This window comes from Gammaproteobacteria bacterium, from assembly GCA_016705365.1.
Taxonomy (GTDB): domain Bacteria; phylum Pseudomonadota; class Gammaproteobacteria; order Pseudomonadales; family UBA5518; genus UBA5518.
Window position 1 is genome coordinate 122,623 of record JADIYI010000006.1, and the last position, 17,176, is coordinate 139,798.

13 protein-coding genes and 2 pseudogenes are annotated in these 17,176 nt (G+C 63.4%); 2 read left to right on the forward strand and 13 right to left on the reverse strand.

What is annotated here, in order from left to right; all coding sequences use genetic code 11:
• Nucleotides 1-34 precede the first annotated feature (34 nt).
• A complete protein-coding gene (locus IPF49_06540) occupies nucleotides 35-1,654 on the reverse strand; it encodes a dual specificity protein phosphatase family protein (GenBank protein MBK6287288.1) in 1,620 nt (539 codons plus the stop codon).
• Between the two features lie 267 nt (nucleotides 1,655-1,921).
• Here IPF49_06540 and IPF49_06545 point away from each other — a divergent pair, with 267 nt between their 5' ends.
• Nucleotides 1,922-2,899 (forward strand): YafY family transcriptional regulator, encoded by a 978-nt coding sequence (locus IPF49_06545; GenBank protein ID MBK6287289.1) that lies wholly within the window; start codon nucleotides 1,922-1,924, stop codon nucleotides 2,897-2,899.
• Nucleotides 2,900-2,967: 68 nt separating this feature from the next.
• Here IPF49_06545 and IPF49_06550 read toward each other — a convergent pair whose 3' ends face one another.
• From IPF49_06550 to IPF49_06580, 7 genes and pseudogenes are all read right to left on the reverse strand, one after another.
• Nucleotides 2,968-4,029 carry a hypothetical protein gene (locus IPF49_06550; GenBank protein ID MBK6287290.1) on the reverse strand — a complete coding sequence of 354 codons (1,062 nt, stop codon included), beginning with the start codon at nucleotides 4,027-4,029 and terminating at the stop codon, nucleotides 2,968-2,970.
• Entirely contained in the window at nucleotides 4,026-4,706 is a 681-nt protein-coding gene (locus IPF49_06555; protein MBK6287291.1) for a hypothetical protein, read from the reverse strand. Before IPF49_06555 ends, IPF49_06550 begins: the two co-directional genes overlap by 4 nt.
• Nucleotides 4,703-7,803, reverse strand: a pseudogene (locus IPF49_06560) (efflux RND transporter permease subunit). The gene IPF49_06555 and the pseudogene IPF49_06560 overlap by 4 nt, the downstream one beginning before the upstream one ends.
• A 37-nt stretch (nucleotides 7,804-7,840) precedes the next feature.
• Complete coding sequence (locus IPF49_06565) at nucleotides 7,841-8,911, reverse strand: efflux RND transporter periplasmic adaptor subunit (GenBank protein MBK6287292.1); 1,071 nt, start codon at nucleotides 8,909-8,911, stop codon at nucleotides 7,841-7,843.
• A 212-nt stretch (nucleotides 8,912-9,123) separates the two neighbouring features.
• Nucleotides 9,124-9,612 carry a nuclear transport factor 2 family protein gene (locus IPF49_06570; GenBank protein ID MBK6287293.1) on the reverse strand — a complete coding sequence of 163 codons (489 nt, stop codon included), beginning with the start codon at nucleotides 9,610-9,612 and terminating at the stop codon, nucleotides 9,124-9,126.
• 30 nt (nucleotides 9,613-9,642) lie between these two features.
• A complete protein-coding gene (locus tag IPF49_06575) occupies nucleotides 9,643-9,789 on the reverse strand; it encodes a hypothetical protein (protein MBK6287294.1) in 147 nt (48 codons plus the stop codon).
• Nucleotides 9,789-10,115, reverse strand: coding sequence for a nuclear transport factor 2 family protein (locus IPF49_06580; protein ID MBK6287295.1), 327 nt, complete (start codon nucleotides 10,113-10,115; stop codon nucleotides 9,789-9,791). Before IPF49_06580 ends, IPF49_06575 begins: the two co-directional genes overlap by 1 nt.
• Before the next feature lie 346 nt (nucleotides 10,116-10,461).
• Between IPF49_06580 and IPF49_06585 the strand changes: the two are divergent.
• Nucleotides 10,462-11,228, forward strand: a pseudogene (locus IPF49_06585) (SDR family oxidoreductase).
• A 27-nt stretch (nucleotides 11,229-11,255) separates the two neighbouring features.
• On the opposite strand, the gene IPF49_06590 reads toward IPF49_06585, so the two are convergent.
• The 5 genes from IPF49_06590 to IPF49_06610 all read right to left on the reverse strand — a co-directional run bounded on the left by IPF49_06590 (nucleotide 11,256) and on the right by IPF49_06610 (nucleotide 17,130).
• On the reverse strand, nucleotides 11,256-11,687 hold the full coding sequence (locus IPF49_06590; protein ID MBK6287296.1) for a DoxX family protein: 432 nt from the start codon (nucleotides 11,685-11,687) through the stop codon (nucleotides 11,256-11,258).
• A 38-nt stretch (nucleotides 11,688-11,725) separates the two neighbouring features.
• Nucleotides 11,726-13,429, reverse strand: a complete 1,704-nt coding sequence (locus IPF49_06595) for a DUF692 family protein (protein ID MBK6287297.1) — start codon at nucleotides 13,427-13,429, stop codon at nucleotides 11,726-11,728.
• Between the two features lie 475 nt (nucleotides 13,430-13,904).
• Nucleotides 13,905-14,468 carry a DUF1109 family protein gene (locus tag IPF49_06600; protein ID MBK6287298.1) on the reverse strand — a complete coding sequence of 188 codons (564 nt, stop codon included), beginning with the start codon at nucleotides 14,466-14,468 and terminating at the stop codon, nucleotides 13,905-13,907.
• Nucleotides 14,362-15,090, reverse strand: a complete 729-nt coding sequence (locus tag IPF49_06605) for a sigma-70 family RNA polymerase sigma factor (protein ID MBK6287299.1) — start codon at nucleotides 15,088-15,090, stop codon at nucleotides 14,362-14,364. Before IPF49_06605 ends, IPF49_06600 begins: the two co-directional genes overlap by 107 nt.
• A gap of 252 nt (nucleotides 15,091-15,342) precedes the next feature.
• On the reverse strand, nucleotides 15,343-17,130 hold the full coding sequence (locus IPF49_06610; GenBank protein MBK6287300.1) for a long-chain-acyl-CoA synthetase: 1,788 nt from the start codon (nucleotides 17,128-17,130) through the stop codon (nucleotides 15,343-15,345).
• Nucleotides 17,131-17,176 lie beyond the last annotated feature (46 nt).

Here is a 17,176-nt window from a genome sequence, read left to right on the forward strand (position 1 = left end):
CCGCTGCCTGCTGACACGCCGATGCTGCGCCAGCCTAGTTTCCATCCGACACGCCCCAGGCATAGCGTTGCGCCGCGAGAAAGCGCAGCGCATCGTCATGGCCGCAGCACCGCTCCTGCAGGCTGGCAAATTTCGCGCAGGCCAGCACGAAGGGTTCCGCAATCGGGGCGTGAAACACGATTCCTTCCAGCCCGGCCCAGTCGGCCGCGATCATCTGCACCAGGTACATCAGCTCCGGGTTGCCGCCATAAGCGCCGCAACCCCAGTTGCCGCCGTGGAGCCTGATCCGGGGCGGTTCATTGCCCGGCAGGACACACGCCTGCACCGTCGCGCGAAAACCCGAATACGCGGTACGCAGCGCATCGTCGATGGTCTCCTCGCGATACACGCCACTGCCACCGGCCGGCGCCACGATTGCCAGCAGGTTGCTGAGCGCAGACGCCTCGATACGAGAGCTTGCACGCACGATCACATCCGGCGTGGCGCGGGCAAAGTGGTTGCCATAGAGGCCCTGCGGCCGCCCCTGCCCCGTGTTCGCGTCAGTCGCCACCGCGATCCGCCGCGCGACGCCCTGCACCAGGACCGGCGTGGGCATGCCCGCACGATCGCGCGTGCGGGGATCGTAGCGCTCGTGCTGTCGCGCCAGGCACACCAGCTTTTGCCGCACGCTCGCGAGCAGCGGGTGTTCCGCTACCTGCATTTCATCCTGTGCGAACAAGGGGCTGCCATAGGCAAAGAACAACTCCCCGTCGGCGAAATTGAGATGCCACTCGTGCCCGGGAGCAACACCGGGCGAAGGCCGGTAGCTGAAGTATCCCGGCTCGGCGCTGACCAGCAAGGCGCTGCCGCAGCAGGCCTTGACGGGCGTGGCGCAAGGCCAGCGCGACACCCAGATTTCGCCACGCTCGACCTCACCGGGCGGGTACGCCAGATCGTAAAGCAGCTGCTTGTGCGGATGACTGAACACCGGTGGATGGGCTCGGCGCAATTCCGCCGTGTTCCAGCTTTCGCGAAACAACGGCTTCATGGCTGCCGGCTCCGCGATCCGGGGCCGTAGGGGCATCGTGCGCCCGGGCTCATCGACGCATTCCTGCACGCTGCCCGGCGCGCGCTGGCACAACACGTACTCGAGCTGTGCATCGGTCTCGATCGTGGCGGCACGCGCGGCGCGCACCGCGCTCACCGCCTGCGCTGGCGGCATGCCAAACTCGATCAGCAGGCGCGCCGCCAGCAGGCCGGTGCGGCCGAGTCCGCCCTTGCAGTGCACCAGGATCTTGTGCCCCGCGGCCAACCGCGCACGCACTACTGCGCCATGCGCGCTCCAGGCGGCCTCCCACTGCGCGTCGGGAATGCCCGCATCAGGGATCGGCAGATGGAAGTAGTCGATGCCGGCCGGAAGCCGCTCGGCGGTATCGGCCACACCGAGTTCGAGCATCTCGTGCTCTTCCACCAGGTTGATGATTGCGCGCGCACCCCAGCTTGCGATGGCCGCGAGATCGGTATCGAGATCGCGCTCCCAGGCGCCCGAAATCGCCTCGCGCTGGCGTTTGCCGGGGCAGAATGTCAGGCCGATGACACCCCTCGCGCCCGGTACCGCGACTTCGTCGATGCGCAGCGGATCGCTGCTGCTGTTTCTCACCACCGCATGCTCCATTTTTCTCACTCCGATGCGCCCCAGTGGCGATCCCGATGGACCGGCAAAGATGCTCCCGGCAGGGGGATCGTCTCAGGGGCGCTTGACACTCTTTATCGCACGCCGACAGTGTCTCTTGCCACGGCATCACCAGATGAGGCCGACGGCGCTGATCCCGAAAAATCGAGCACGACGTCCAGCCCCGATTGCCCCACCGTCACGCGTTGCGGGGCGTTGCCCGCCCCCTGGCCTCATGCCATGATGCCGCAAACACCCCGGGGCATGACCATGGATCGTACCGAGCGCTTTCACAAGATCCAGCAATTGCTGGAGAACCGCCGCCTGGTCACTTTCCGGCAATTGCAGGAGGCCTGCGAAGTTTCGCGGGCCACGTTGCAGCGCGATCTCGAGTACCTGCGCAACCGCTTCAACGCCCCGATCGTCTTCGACCGCGACGCCGGCGGGTATCGCTTCGAGGCGCTTCCCGCCGAGGCCGGCGGCCAGTTCGCGCTGCCGGGGCTGTGGTTCACCTCGCAGGAAATCCACGCCCTGCTGACCATGCAGCACCTGCTGGCCAATCTCGACCCGGGCGGGCTGCTGGCTCCCCATGTGCAGCCATTGATGACCCGCCTCAACACCCTGCTCGGCGAGGCAAAGAATCCCGCCGAGGAAATCCGCCGCCGCGTGCTGCTGGTCGGGATCGGCAGGCGCGCGATGAAGCTCGATCACTTCGAGAAGGCCGGCGCCGCGCTGCTGCACCGCAAGCGCCTCGAGATCGATTACTACGCGCGCGGCAGCAACGAGACCACGACGCGCCAGGTCTCGCCCCAGCGCCTGGTTCACTATCGCGAGAACTGGTACCTCGATGCCTGGTGCCACCTGCGCAAGGGGCTGCGGAATTTCGCGGTCGATTCGATCCGCGATGCGTCCATCGTCGACCGCCCGGCACGCGAAGTGCCGCGTTCGACGGTGGAAACCGTGCTCGGCCCCGGCTACGGCATCTTCACCGGCAAGAAGGTCGCGACCGCCGTGCTGCGCTTCACGCCCGAGCGCGCACGCTGGGTCGCGACCGAAGCATGGCACCCCGACCAGCGCGGCGAGTTCGGCAAGGATGGCTACTACACCCTGCGCTTACCGTATGCCGATGACCGGGAGCTGATGATGGATATCCTGAAGTACGGGGCGGATTGCGAGGTGGTGGGGCCGAAACAGTTGCGAAACAGTATTTCCGCCGAGCTGGATGAAATGAAAAAGGCCTATCGTTGATGGTTCAACACCGCAGTTCGAGGAAAGCGGGACCGACCGACTCGAAGCTTTTTGTGTGGTGACCCACGCTACTGCTGCGCCCGCTCCAGCTCGAACATCCGGTAGAGGATGCGGCGCCATTCCTCGTATCGCTGCTGCAGGCTGCCGTCGAGGGATACCATCCGGCCTTCGATCTCGAGCAGCGTCGGAGACAATTCGTTGTTCAGTCCGGTCGCGAGCAACGCGACTTCCTGCTGCTCGACTTTCGACCATTTGTAGGCGTTGTAGCTTTGCTTCATCGACTCGTAGGCATCGAGATGACGCTTGTCCTTTGACTTCAGCTGCTCGGTGCGGGATTCCACGTAGAACGATTCCTCGCGGATGATCTTGCGCCACATGTCATAGCTCGGCGTCATCCGGTCAAAGAGTTCCGCGTATTGCTCGTCAACGGCATCGACGAACAGGTATTCGTGCTCACGCACGCGCTCGATGCGCTCCATCAGCGGATCATTGGCGGCGGGAAGACGCCGCAATTCCCATATCCCGAGAGCGTTTTTTTCCAGGTAACCGGCGAAGGCATCCGGCACCAGTGAGCGGGCATACAGCAGCTTCGATACCTGTTCGATACGCCCGATCTCGGACGCACCCAGCTCATTGGCCTTGTTCCGCAAATCGTCGGCGATCTGCCGGTACAGGAACGCGAACAGCGGTTTCGAGCTGTTGCGCGCGCTGGAAAAATCCTGCTCGGACGTGGTGGCCTTGTAGGTCTTGTTCAACCACTCCCGACCGGTGCAGTCGAGCGCCTTCAGCGCAATCTCCAGCACCATCCCGTCGGAACGCACGATCGTGCCGGAGATCAGCAACTCGGCGCCAGGATCAGGTGCGGGCAACACGCGCACAACACCCCAGTTATCCGATGCCACCAGGGTCTGGCGCAATACAAAGGGCAGATAGTTTGCCTCCGCGCGTCGCACCTCCGGGAAGATGCCCGGGGACGGATTGAGCTCGATGTCTTCGGGAATGCCCGGGTCGAAAGCGACCAGGCCGATATCGAGCTGCTGAAACGCCCCCGCCCCGAGGGCCGGTCCCGTCGCGGCGAGACAACACAGCGCAACCGTCAGCATGGCCCACGGAATCCGCAGGATTCTCATGGGGATTTCCTGCTGCAGACATTGCCGCGCGTCAGCGTGAACCGGCAGTCGAAGTCCTCGCGGGGTGCCTCGAAGCGATAGAAGAACTTGTTGATGGTAAAACTGGTCGATTCCTTGCCCGAGTATACGGTGGTCGCGATGCGCAGCTCGTTGCCATCGGGCCCGATCGTCAATCGATGAAGAACATTGAGCTTGCCGGGCAGCGCCATGCGCAGCACCAGGTCGTTTCCGTCCCAGCCGCAGGTTTCGCTGCCGAGCGGGTGCTTTTCGGGGTCGATGGTCGTTTGCAGGAAATCACACCCGAGCGTGAAATCCTGGTTGCGCGATATCTGGATATCCTTGTCGGTCTGGGCAATCTCGACGATCGTCGACGTGGTGATGTATTCCGCGAAGCGTGCCAATGGAATCAGCGATTCGAAGGATTGATCGCCCGAGACACTCAGGCCGAGCGCAGGCTCGCGGTTATGGTAGGGATCCCTGGCGCGCTTTTCCGCCTCGCGCTGCCGCGCCTGGTACAGCGCATCCATGATGCCGCGGGCCGTTTCACTGCGCGCGTAATTCATTTCCCACGAGCCGGAAAAATCGGCGATCTTTTGCCGCTGAACGGGTACTTTCTGCGCCGCGCAGGCGGCCAGCGCAACGAGCGCTGCAAGCAACAGCAGGCGCGGGAAAATCAATTGGCCGCACCGGCGGGAGATCCGGTCCGGCCGAACACGCGGCCCAGGTCCTTGCCGATGAAGTAGAGTGTCGGCACCAGGAACAGCGTCACGAAGGTCGCGAACAGCACCCCGAAGGCGACCGAGATCGCCATCGGCTTGACGAATTCGGACTGGATCGAGGTTTCGAGCTGGATCGGCAACAGGCCGACAAACGTCGTGAGCGAGGTGAGAATCACGGCGCGAAAGCGCGTCGGGCCCGCTTCCATCACCGCCTCGCGCCAGTTCCGTCCCTCGTCGATATAGTGGTTGATGAAATCCACCAGCACCAGGCTGTCATTGACCACCACGCCGACCAGGCCGATGATCCCGATGACCGACAGCATGCTGATGTCCTTGCCGAGCAGGAGATGGCCGATGATCGCGCCGATGATGCCGAAGGGGATCACCGACATGATCAGCAGGGGCTGCACGTAGCTGCGCAGCGGTATGGCAAGCGCGCCGAATATCAGCAGCAGCACGCCGATCAGTCCAAACCACAATGCCTGCGAGGACTGTTGTTCGGCCTCCGCTTCGCCGCTCAACTTGTAGGTCACGCCGGGGTAGCGCGCGAGAATGCCGGGCAGCGCCTCGGTGGTCAGGGCCCGGGCCACATCTCCCGGTTCGACCTGAAACTTGTTGATATCGGCCTGGACGTCGACGACGCGCTGCCGGTCGATCCGGTTGATCGCGCTCACGCCGCTCTGCTCGTGCGCTTCACCCACCACCGGGAACGGCACCTTGCGCCCGTCCGGCAGGCGGACCCACATCGAACGCAGGGTCGCCAGCGTGGTGCGCGCACTCTCGGGAAAGCGCACATAGACGCGCACTTCGTGGCGCGCGCGTTGCACGCGCTGGATTTCGGCGCCGAAAAAAGCCTGGCGCACCTGGCGTGCCAGTTCCACGTCGCCAAGCCCGAGCGCGGCGCCTTCGCGCGTGACCCGGATATCGAGCTCGGCGCCACCGCCGTTGAAGGTGTCGCGAATATCATGCACGCCGCTGATCCCTGCCGCCGCGTGGCGCAATTCTTCGGAAGCGCGCCGCAGGCTTTCGATGTCATGGCCACGCAATTCGATATCGAAGGCGGGTATGCCGGGCCCCGCGTTAGCATCGATACTGAGCGAGCGCACGCCCTCCAGCGGACCCAGGGCTTCGCGCAGCCATTGCGCCAGCACCACCGAGGTGATGCTGCGCTGCTCGCTCGACAGGAGTTCGATATCGATGCGCGCGCTGGTATCGGTATCGGAGACGACCAGCAGCTCGACGATCACGTCACGGGCCGCCGCATCCTGCTCCCTGAAACGCTGGTTCATCGCCTGGGCCGCCACCTCGACCCGCTGCGCATAGGCGTGGGTCTTTTGCCAGGCGGTGCCCTGCGGCATCTCCAGCTTGATCGCGATGCCGTTCGACGGCACGTTGGGGAAGAAAACGAAGCGCACGATTCCGGAAGGCACCAGTGCCAGGCAGACAATCAGTACTGACACGAACAACGCGAGCGTGATGTAGCGGTTGCGCACGGCGAGATCCAGCACACGGGTGTAGGGCCCGCGCGCGAAATCCGACAACGCAGCGGTAAAACGCCGCTGGATACGCCGGATACGCGCCAGCACGCCGTGGCGGGCCGGGTCCTCATCGATCCGGATATTGCGCAGATGCGCGGGCAATATCAGCTTGGTCTCGATCAGCGAGAACAGCAGGCACAGGATGACCACCGGGCCGATGTGGGTCATCGCCCGCGCAAACCCTTCGGTCAGAAACAGCGAGGGGCCGAATGCGATCATCGTGGTCAGGGCGCCGAAAACCGTCGCGGTGGACACACGCCGCACGCCACGCACGATGCTGGCCAGGCCCTGGCGTTCGGCTTCCAGGCGGGCGTAGGCGCTTTCGGCGGTCACGATGCCATCGTCGACCAGGATGCCGAGCACGAGGATGAACGCAAACACCGACAGCACATTGATCGATATCGGCAGGCCGAATATCTGGATCGTCGCCAGCGTGGCCAGGATGGCGAAGGGCACGCCCATGATCACCCACAACGCCAGACCGACATCGAGGAACAAGCCCAGCGTCAGCACCACCAGGAACGCGCCCTGGGCCGCGTTTCTCAGCATCAGCGAGATACGCCCCCGCAGTATCTCGCTCTGGTCGTACCAGCCGTCGAGGTGTATTCCCGGTGCGAGAGAGGCGCGTTTGCGCTCGATGTAATCGTGCACCTGCTGCGTGATATGCAGCACGTTCTGGTCACCCACGCGATCGACCACCAGGGTGAGCGCGCGCTTGCCGTTCAGTGTGCTGAGCACCGGCTGGTCGACGAAACCGTCGCTCACGCTGGCCACGTCGCCGAGCAGCAGGCGAGTGCCATCCGCGCGGCTCAGCAGGACCAGGGCCGCGAATTCCTCGCCGGTGTAGGCCTGCGATACGGAGCGCAGGGTGACCGAACCCTGGGCGGTGCGCACCCGTCCGCCCGGCAGGTCACGCGAGCGCTCGCGCACGGCAGCGACCACCTGGTCGAAATCGAGGCCATGGCGGCGCAGCGCGGCATCGGAGACTTCCACCGAAATCTCGTATTCGCGTTCGCCGAGTACATTGATTTCACTGATGCCATCGAGGCCAGGATCTCGTCGCGGATCTGTTCGCCGAGCCGCTTCAGGCTGCGCTCGTCCACATCGCCGGACACGCTGACCCGGATGGCGCCGCTGCGCCAGATCAGTTCCTCGACTATCGGGGCCTCGGCATCCAGGGGGAAGGCCGCAATGCCGTCGACCCGCACCTTGGCTTCGTTGAGCGCCCTGGAGAGATCGGTGCCCGGCTGCATCTCGACGGTCACGACGCCCACGCCTTCCTGCGCCACGCTGCGGATCTCCTCGATGCCGACGATATCGCGCAGCGCTTCTTCGATCTTGATGATCACGCCCTGCTCGACCTCTTCCGGCGAGCTCCCGGGATAGGGAACCGTGACCGTGAAGGTATCGGTCGGGAAGCTCGGAAACACTTCCTTGCGGATGCTGCCGAGCGACGCCAGGCCGGCGCAGAAGACCACCAGCATCAGCAGGTTTGCGGCGATCGGGTTGGAGGCCATCCACCCGATGATGCCGCCCTCGCTGCGATAACGTGACTCAGCCATCGATGCCCGACACCGGCATGCCATCGAACATCAGCTCGAGGCGTGTCAGGGCAACCGCGTCGCCGTCCTCCAGCCCTTCGCCGATGATCACCTGCTCCTCGTCGAGGCGCGTGATTTTCACGGCGCGCCGGCGCAGGTATCCGTCGGCGAACACGAACACGCTGTTCCCGTCATGTATCGTGGCTCGCGGCAGCGCAAATGCCCCCGCGACGGGCCTGCCCGGCAACCCGGCCTCGACAAACAAGCCGAGCGGCAGTGCCGCGCCATGGCGTTCGGCATCATAGGGGAAGTCGACTTCGACGATGACCGGAAACACGCGCGTCTGCGCGTCCACGCGCTGCTCCACGCGGGCCAGCCTGCCGGCCCACCGGTGTTGCCTGGCGCCGAGCCGCGCCTCGAGCCACACCGCTTCGGTGGTTTGCGCATCGAGGAAACCCGCATCGGCGGCGCTGACCGGCAGGCGCACCTCGGCGAGGTCGGTGCCGAGCAGCCGTGCGATACCCATTCCCGGTGCGAGGTATTGGCCGAGTTCGGTCAGACGGGTATCGACGAGGGCATTGAACGGCGCCCGAATCTCGGTGTGGGCGAGGTCCTGTTCCGCCTGACGGATGCGCTCACGCGCGGCCTGCACCCGGGCATCGGCCTCGTTCATGGCAGCACGGCGCTTGAGGGCCGTGGCATCGGCCAGCGCCATTTCCGCGCTGGCGAGTGCGACGCGGGCATCGGCCAGCACCACGCGGTAATCGATCGGATCGAGCCGTGCCAGCAGCGTCCCCTGCGCGACGCGCATGCCGGAGACGAATTCCGGCGCGATCCATTCGACCCGCCCGGCCACGTCGGCGGCCAGGTCCAGTTGGCGGCGGGCCGTCACCGTGCCCTGCGCGCGGATCATTACCGGCACATCGCCTTTCTTTACCCGCAACAGTTGCACCTGGGGCAGTGGCGCCGTGGCGTCGTTGCGCGGCAGCGCCGGGCGCGATTGCACCATCAGGAAGGCAATGGCAATCGAACACAGCACCAGCAGCGGCGGAACGAGGGGCTTCAGGCCCTTGCGCAGAATCAATGACAACTCTCCCAGGACAGGCGGCAAATCGACGGCAGTACCGCCGCTGGCGTGCTTGCATCAGTCACGGCAGCCGTCGCGGATTGTACGGGAAATCCGCGGCTTTCGATCTCTGGCGTGAATATGGGGGTGGATTGCCAGGCGGCAGGGACAGCGGATGCATCCCGGACAGAGCGCGCGATACCCGAGGCAGCGCGCGCCGGATCAGGCGATCAGATCTTCAACCAGGGCGGCGCGTCGTGCCCAGGGCCGCGGGCAAATGCCTGCGGCACACCATCGAGCCCGAGCACCGCGGGATTACCGCTCCACCATACCGAGTTGCCGGTACGGCTGCTGATCAGCCAGCGCCCGCCGACGCGTCGCAGTTCGTCGTTGTACCACGCCCCGATCAGCAGGGTGCCGTTCGGTGCCAGCGCGTTCACGACATGCTGGGCATACAGATAACTGCGCGCCGCGGCGCGCTCACCATCGATGTGCAGCAGGGGCTGGCCGACGAAATGCTGCGTGGCATCCAGCCGCCCCTGCCCCTGTTCCAGCATGTGGCGGTAGCCACGCGGATCGAAGCTACCCGCGACCGGGATGTCGATCCTGGCATCCGCTGTGAACAGCGACTCGAGCAGATCGAAATCGCGCGAGTCGAGCGCCACCGGATACTTCAGCAGCAGCTGCGTGATCTGCTGCGCATCGAGCAGGGATTGCAGTGTCCATCATCGGGTCCTCGGCGCGCCGGTTCAGTTTCCGCGCTCGATGCTATCAGGTCCGAACGGCTGCAGCATATGCCGGGAGAGGTTGCCGAAATGTTCCGAGACGATCTCGCGCTCGCTGTAGCGCCACTGGCCATCGACCTTCTCGAAACGATCGAGATTGCGACCCGCCACTACCGGCTGCAGCGGAAAATCCTCGATTCCTGAAACACCACGATATAGGAACGGCACACCGCGCTGAGGCCATCGGCGGAGATATCGATGATCGGGTTCGAGACCGTGTGCTTGGTGCCGGGAGTCCCGGTGTGCGGGTAGATTCGCGTATAAGCCTGGTACATCGCCACGATCGCGGCCGGGTCATCGAGCACGTCCGGATTGTCACCTGGTGTCACCAGGCATGCATTTGCAAACAGTCGCGCCATCCCCTCGAAATCACCGCGATCGAGATGCTCGCAGTACAGGTAAAGCAGCTTCTGGATCTGGTAGATATCGTCGGCCATCGTCGTGCTTCCTTTTTGTGGCGGATGTTCATCTTTGTGGCGGATGTTCATCGTGATCCGGAGCCCGTCGGCGTCTGCCCGCTCACGTACGAAGCCGGCGCAGGCGAGAGGCAGGGCGAGACAGAACGCAACGCGGTTCCAGCGCATCGAAGTCTATGCGCGCTGGCGGCGGCGGCTTCATCCGTGCGAATGAAATATCCGTAATCCCCTGCGAGGGTCGCGGCGGGGGTACGATCAGGAAAACGGGAACGGCGCAACGTAATGCATTTGCGTGATGCAGGCGGACCCGAACAGGACGATTATTGCTAAGCTCAGCCCCGTCCATCACCGTTCAGGAGCAAACGATATGCACCATACCTCTTCCCCGCAAAGCGGCGTAATCGTCACGGGAGGCGCGTCCGGCATCGGGATGGCCTGCGCCGAGGCGCTGGCTGCCACCAGGCGCCCGTCGCGGTCTGGGATCTGCACGAAGAAGCGGCGCAACGCGTGGCGCGGGATATCGGGCAACGCTTCGACGTCGCGACGACAGGCATCGGGATCGATCTGTGCACTACCGATGCGATCGATGCCGCGGTTCGCGCGACACGCGCCGCGCTGCCGTCGATCGGCGGCCTGGTTCACGCCGCGGGTGTATCGATGCCCATCCCGCTGAACGAACTCGAGGTTGCGCAGTGGGATGCCGTGCTCAACGTGAACCTGCGCGCCCTGCCCTTCGTGGTCAAGGCGATCCATGCGGACCTCGTGGCAAACCCCGGATCGGCCGTCGTGGGGATCGCCTCGATCAACGCAACGCTCGGCAACGCGGCGAACCCCGCCTACTCCGCCTCCAAGGGCGGCATGCTGTCACTGGTGCGTTCGCTCGCCGATTTTCTCGGCCCGCACAACGTGCGCATCAATTCGGTATCGCCGGGCCAGATCGACACGCCGATGCTGCGGCCCACCGTCGAGATACTCCCCGACGGCTATTTTGAGAAGCGCATTTTGCTCGGTCGGCTCGGCCAGCCGCGCGAAATCGCCGCCGTGGTGCGCTTCCTGCTCTCCGACGAGGCCAGTTATGTGACCGCCGCCGAAATCGTGGTCGACGGCGGCAATATAACCTCGCAGCGTGGCTGAAGCGCGCGTCGTGGCACGGCGCTCGCTTCAATCCTGCCGCTCGACCAGGTAATCCAGCGACGCTTTGCCCGCGCCGTTTACCGCCAGCCAGAAAAAGATCACGAAATACGCAGCCTCTTCGAATCCAAACAGCGTCTCGATGGAGTCCACGTACTCCCATTTCGCGAAAATGACGGCGACGATCATGACCACGGCCAACCCGCCGCCCGCGACGCGGGTGACAAGCCCCAGCATCAGCGCAAGGCCACCAAAACACTCCAGGCCGGAAACGAACGGCGTGAGAATTTCGGGGAACGGGATGCCCCAGTCCTTGAAGTACCCGGTCATCTGCGGCAGGTTATTGAGCTTTCCCCAACCTGTCAGCATGAATACGTAGCCTGCGACCAGGCGCGCCGCGAGCGGCCCGGTCCACAGCAAGTGCGCGGCAATCTGTTTGGGCCACAAGATGAGCAGCTTCATGGCGAGCTCAGGAACGATGCTGCGGGACGGATTCTGGTTCATGCGATGTTCCTTGTGCATGGCTCTCGCGTGTATTCGCGCCAGGCGAGCAATCCGTTACGCATCCAGCGCGAAAACCAATGCGCAAGCTGGCTGCCGAGCTCATCCTCCGGCAGCTCCAGTTCTGCCTGCAGCTCATCCAGTGCCGCACCGACCGGTGTGCCATCAAACAATTTTTCCAGCAGCAGATATTCATTTTCTCCGAGCGCCATGCGCCAAACGACATCTTCGTGCCGGAACACCGCGACGAAGGTCCTTTCGGGTGTCGGCGGCGGCGGGAATTGGCCCTCCTGCACCGCGAGAAAGTAATCGTTGACCGGGAAATCGAAAGCAAGCAGGCGCAATGCGGTGCGTGGCCGGAGAACGCATTGCAGCAGGTCATCAGGCGTCATTCCTTCGAGATGCGCCGGCTCCAGGGCTATCGTCTCCTGCGGATCGAGCAACTGCGAGACGGATTTTTCAAGCGTTGCAAGCTCGCACGCGAATGGATCTCCTGAGGAATGGCGGGCAAGATATCCTGGCAAATGCGCCGCATATCTGCCGATATTGAAATGTGCCGACTCCACGCTGTTGACAAAATCCGTGATCAGACCCTCGAATGCATCGTCACCGAGGAAATGCTTCAGCACGGGATAATCGTCCACCGTTGCCTCATGGAGCCGATAGCGGTAGGCGTTCACATAGACCGCCAGCTGCTCGGCAGGCGCGAATTGTTTCTTCGCGTGAATCCAGGTATCCGGTTTGCTGTCAATTTTCGCACCGACCAGAATGGCTTCCTGCATGCGCAACTGCGATTCGTCGAGTGGCTCTGCAATACCGTTCACGCGGCGCGCCCGCGCGCCGGCAAGCTCGGGCAATGGCGCGTAGTGCGGGGCGTCGGCCGCGGCGGCCTTCGCCTTGTCCAGTTCGGCGTAAAGCACATCCCATTGCGGCACGTTGTCATCCCACTCAACCATGGTGTTGATGGTGCGCCCCGCCGTATGGATGACGTACTTGTATAGCGCCCAGACTTCATCGACCACATGATCGTCATGGGTATCGATGATGTGCGTGCCGTAGTTACGGTGTCCGGAAAGATGAATTTGCGCGACCTTGTCCAGCGGCAATGCATCGATATAGGCTTTCGCATCCAGGCGGTGGTTGTAGCACGTGACATAGACGTTATTTACGTCCAGCAACAAATGACAGCCGGACTCCCGAGCCATGGCGGCAATGAACTCCGCTTCGGGAATGGTCGAGTGCTTGAATTCGAGGTATGTCGAGGGATTTTCCAGGGCAATCGGGCGCCCCAGATAATCCTGTACCTGCTTGATGCGTGCGACGATATGCCGCAGCGCTTCTTCCGTGTAGGGAACCGGCAGCAAATCGTGCAGATTCCTGTGGGCCACTCCGGTCCAGCAGAGATGGTCGGAAATCCAGGCGGGGCTGGCAAAATCGATCAACCCTTTGAGCTTGCGCAAGTATTCGGAATCAAGCGGATCGACCGTGCCGATTGACAGCGCGACGCCGTGCATCGCAATCGGGTAGTGATCGCGGATGCGGGCAAGATTGCGCTTTGCCCTGCCGTCGGTATCCATGAAGTTTTCCGAAATGATCTCGAACCAGTCGACTTGCGGCGTGTGCGCAAGAATATGCGCGTAATGCGGTATCCGCAGGCCCAGACCAAAGCCCAGATCGGGAAACGGCGAAAGAGTGTCAGGCATGTGCGAAACTCGAGAAAGGGGGGCGTCATGCCCCCCTGTTACCATCAACAGCCTACTCGGCGGGCTTGCTGCCATCGGTTGCGCACGAACCGTGACCTTTGCATTCATTCTTGCCGTCAGCGCCCTGACCTTTGCACGCATTCTTGCCTTTGCACGCGTGCTTTTCCATTTGCTGTTGTATCGAGCCGGATTTTTCCATGCTATCGCCGGAGCCTGCGGCCTGTGCGATGCCGGCGCCCATGACGCCAACGCCGAGAAGGCCGGCAAGTGCGGCGGCAGCAAGTTTTTTCGAGTTAGCCATAGTAGTGTCCTTTGAAAAAATGAGGTTGATCGTGGTTTCTGCGCATCGCGGCTTCCTGCGCATCGGGAAGCGCCGGAAGTCATCGACACATGCCTTATTCGCTGGCGCGACGGGGAAAGTTACAGGGCTTCGTGGAAATACGGGAAATCGATGGAGATTGCGGTAGTGCCGCTCCTACCATTTCAGCAGCTGCTTGCCGACGACTGCACCAAGGGCAGCAAAGAGCAGCGTGGGCAGGTAATGCCAGGCGGCCAGATGCAGCATGGAATCATTGGCTTCGGCCAGGCGGAGCGTCAGGCAACCTATGCTGCCGGCGGCAAGCAAGGCAAAGGCACCGGCCTGGTATTGCCGCACACTCGCGCCCTTGCGCAGCAGAATGAAAATCAGTGCCGAAGGAATCATGGCAACCGCGGCGATACACAGCGCGCATTCCGTGGCCGCTTCGCTCGTCGCCGGCATGACCATGCGCACATCCGGCAGCATGAACATCTGCCGCACGATGAGGAGCGAGAGCAAAAAGCATACTGCGTGAGGCAGAAGCAGGAATCTGGGCTTCTGAAAGGCATCCGGGTACATGGCAAGCACGCTGGCCACTGCACTGGCGAGCAACAAAGCCACGAGCAATGCCGCTTCAGCGGCAAAGGCAGGACGTTCGAACTGCACCACAAGGTCCGGGCGCAAGCCCAGAATGAATTGGATGCCGACGGCATAAATGACAAGCACCGCAACAAGTCGCACTCCCCAGTAGCCGGGCGACAGAGGCCTGGTCGGAGTAATGGCCTCGCTGCTCAAACGGGCGATGAGTTCTTTCGTATCCGTCATGACGAAAATTTTCCCTGATTTTCTTCAGTGCCCGATGTGCCGCCACTTTCACGGCGGATTCGTTCATGTTCATTTGCACGCCAACTTCCCTGGCGGTGAAACGCTCCACGTGCATCAGGGTCAAAATCCGCCTCTGGCTTTCCGGCACGTCTTTCAGCAGTTCATCTATGGATTCGCCGTCCGCACCTGATTGGGTTACATCGGGCAGGATTTCTTCCAGCCCCTGTATATCAATGGTCTTGTCGCGCCGCTGCGTGTAGTGCTTGCGCAAATGGTCGGCAATGCGAAATTTCGCAATCGAGGTCAGCCAGGGCATAACGGGGCGCTGTCCGTCGTAGGTGTGCCGGACTTTGTGGATGGAGATCAATATCTCCTGCACCACATCATCCACGTCGCAGGCGGCACATTTCGGTGCTGCCATGCGCCGGAGAATCGGGGTAATGCGGTGCAGAAACCGCGCATACGCGCGTTGATCCTGCGCCAGCCCGGCGCGGAACAGGGTCTCCAATTCCACATGTTCATCGACGTCTGTTATCACGAGGTGCTCTGCCTGGGATTGCCAGGAAAGAAGCTGACACGGGTGCCAGATTGGCAGGGTGTCGGTTCCGCTCGTCTTTCCTTTGCATTCGTACCGCGTTTGATGCGAGGAACAAAGCATATCATGTAGCCGTTTTGGCGAACGCCTGCATATCGCGAGTCGCTTCGCTGCCGCGCTGCGCGAGTTGGGGCCGGCGAACTTTTTGTATTGAGACGGCGATGCTGCAGCCCGCGTTCAATTCACTCCCGGCCCCTACACCCTGATATCACCGGCGCGCAGGCGCTGGTACGTCGCGGCGTCGAGCACGCGGTAACGGCCGGCGGTCTCGTCGCGGAAGTAGAGGGTCGAGGCGATGACGCCGGGGTCGAAGCCCTGGCGCTGCAGCTCGACCTTGCGCACCTTGAAAGTGCCTGTCATCTCGACCTGTTCGATCACGCGCAGAAACACCGGGCGCGCGTAGACCGGCAATCCCCCGACATGCCGGTAGAAATCCTCTCCCGCGATATCCACCTCGCCCGCCAGTTCGAGCGCCGCCATGCCGGCGCGCCCTTCCATTCCCGGCACTTCGACGCCATAAACGACGGCCAGGCCGACGCCCGGGTAGCGCGCCAGCACCTCCTCGACTTCCTGCGTCGAGACGTTCTCGCCTTTCCAGCGGAACGAATCGCCGATGCGGTCCACGAAGTAGAAATATCCCTCGCTGTCGCGCTTGAGCAGGTCGCCGCTGCGGAACCACGAGTCGCCGTGCTCGCGCACATCGGGCACGATCTTGGCGCGCGTCGCCGCGGCCGAGGTGTAGCCTTCGAAGTGAACCAGCTCGGAGCGCTTGCCGCCCGCGATCCGGCCCAGCAGTTCCCCCGACTCGCCGCTCGCGCACTCCACGCAGAGACCGCGCGCATCGCGCACGTGGGCGTCCTTCTCGACGTCGTAGCGCACCAGCGCCGCCTTGATACCGGGCATCAGGCGCCCGATGGAGCCCGGCCGCCCGCGCAGGTTGACGAGGGTCACGTTGGACTCGGTGGCGCCGTAGAACTCGACCATGCGCGGCACGTTGAATCGACTCGTGAACGCCTTCCAGATATCGGGACGCAGGCCGTTGCCGACCGCATAGCGGATGCGATGGCGGGTGTCGTATTTCCCGGGCGGCTGCGCCAGCAGGTAACGGCACATCTCGCCGATGTACTGGAAGCTCGTGGCGCCGGACTCCGCGATGTCCTGCCAGAACTGGCTGGCGCTGAAACCGCGCCGCAACACCAGCCGCGCACCGGTGAGCAGCACCGCGTTCACGCAGATCACGCCACCCACCGTGTGGTAGAGCGGCAAGGCGCAATAGAGCGCATCGCGGGCACCGAAACCCGACAGCAGATGGTAACTGCCCCCCGCGAGAAAGCGCGCATGGCTGAAGCGCGCGGCCTTCGGCAGGCCTGTGGTTCCGGAGGTGTAGATGTAGAACAGCGGGTCACCGGACTGGAGCCCGGCGCGCAGCGAGGCCGGCGGGTTTTGCGTCGAACAGCCGGTCAGCTCGCGATCCAGGCTGGCGAGGCCATCATCCGGCACGCTCGCCCCGTCGCGGCAGCTCAGGTACGCGGGCAGCGCCCGCACCGGCTCCGAGGCGAGCGCGCGATACGCCGCCAGGCACTCGTCGCCGATCACGATCGCACGACAGGCGGCCGACTCGATCACGTGCGCGAGCGATTGGCCGCCGAGGTGCGTGTTGATCAGCGCGGTGGTGACACCCACCTTGGCCAACCCGGCCCAGATGCTCAGGTACTGCGGGCGGTTCTCCATCATCAGCGCGACCACATCGCCCTTGCCGAGGCCACGCCCGATGGCCCAGTGCGCCACGCGGTTGGCCTCGCGGTTGAATTCGGCGAAGGTGGTATTGCGGCCCTCGAACTCCACGAACACGCGATCGGCGAAGCGCCGGACGCTTTTTTCGACCAGGTCGGCAGACGTGTAGGTCTTCCCGGGCCGCGCTTTCAGCATGGCGGGCAGCCAGCGGAGCGTGCGCCAGAAAAGCTTCAGATCATCCGTATGCATAATGCGTAGATCCCAACGGGCCGCAGCACCCGACATTCGTTGCGGG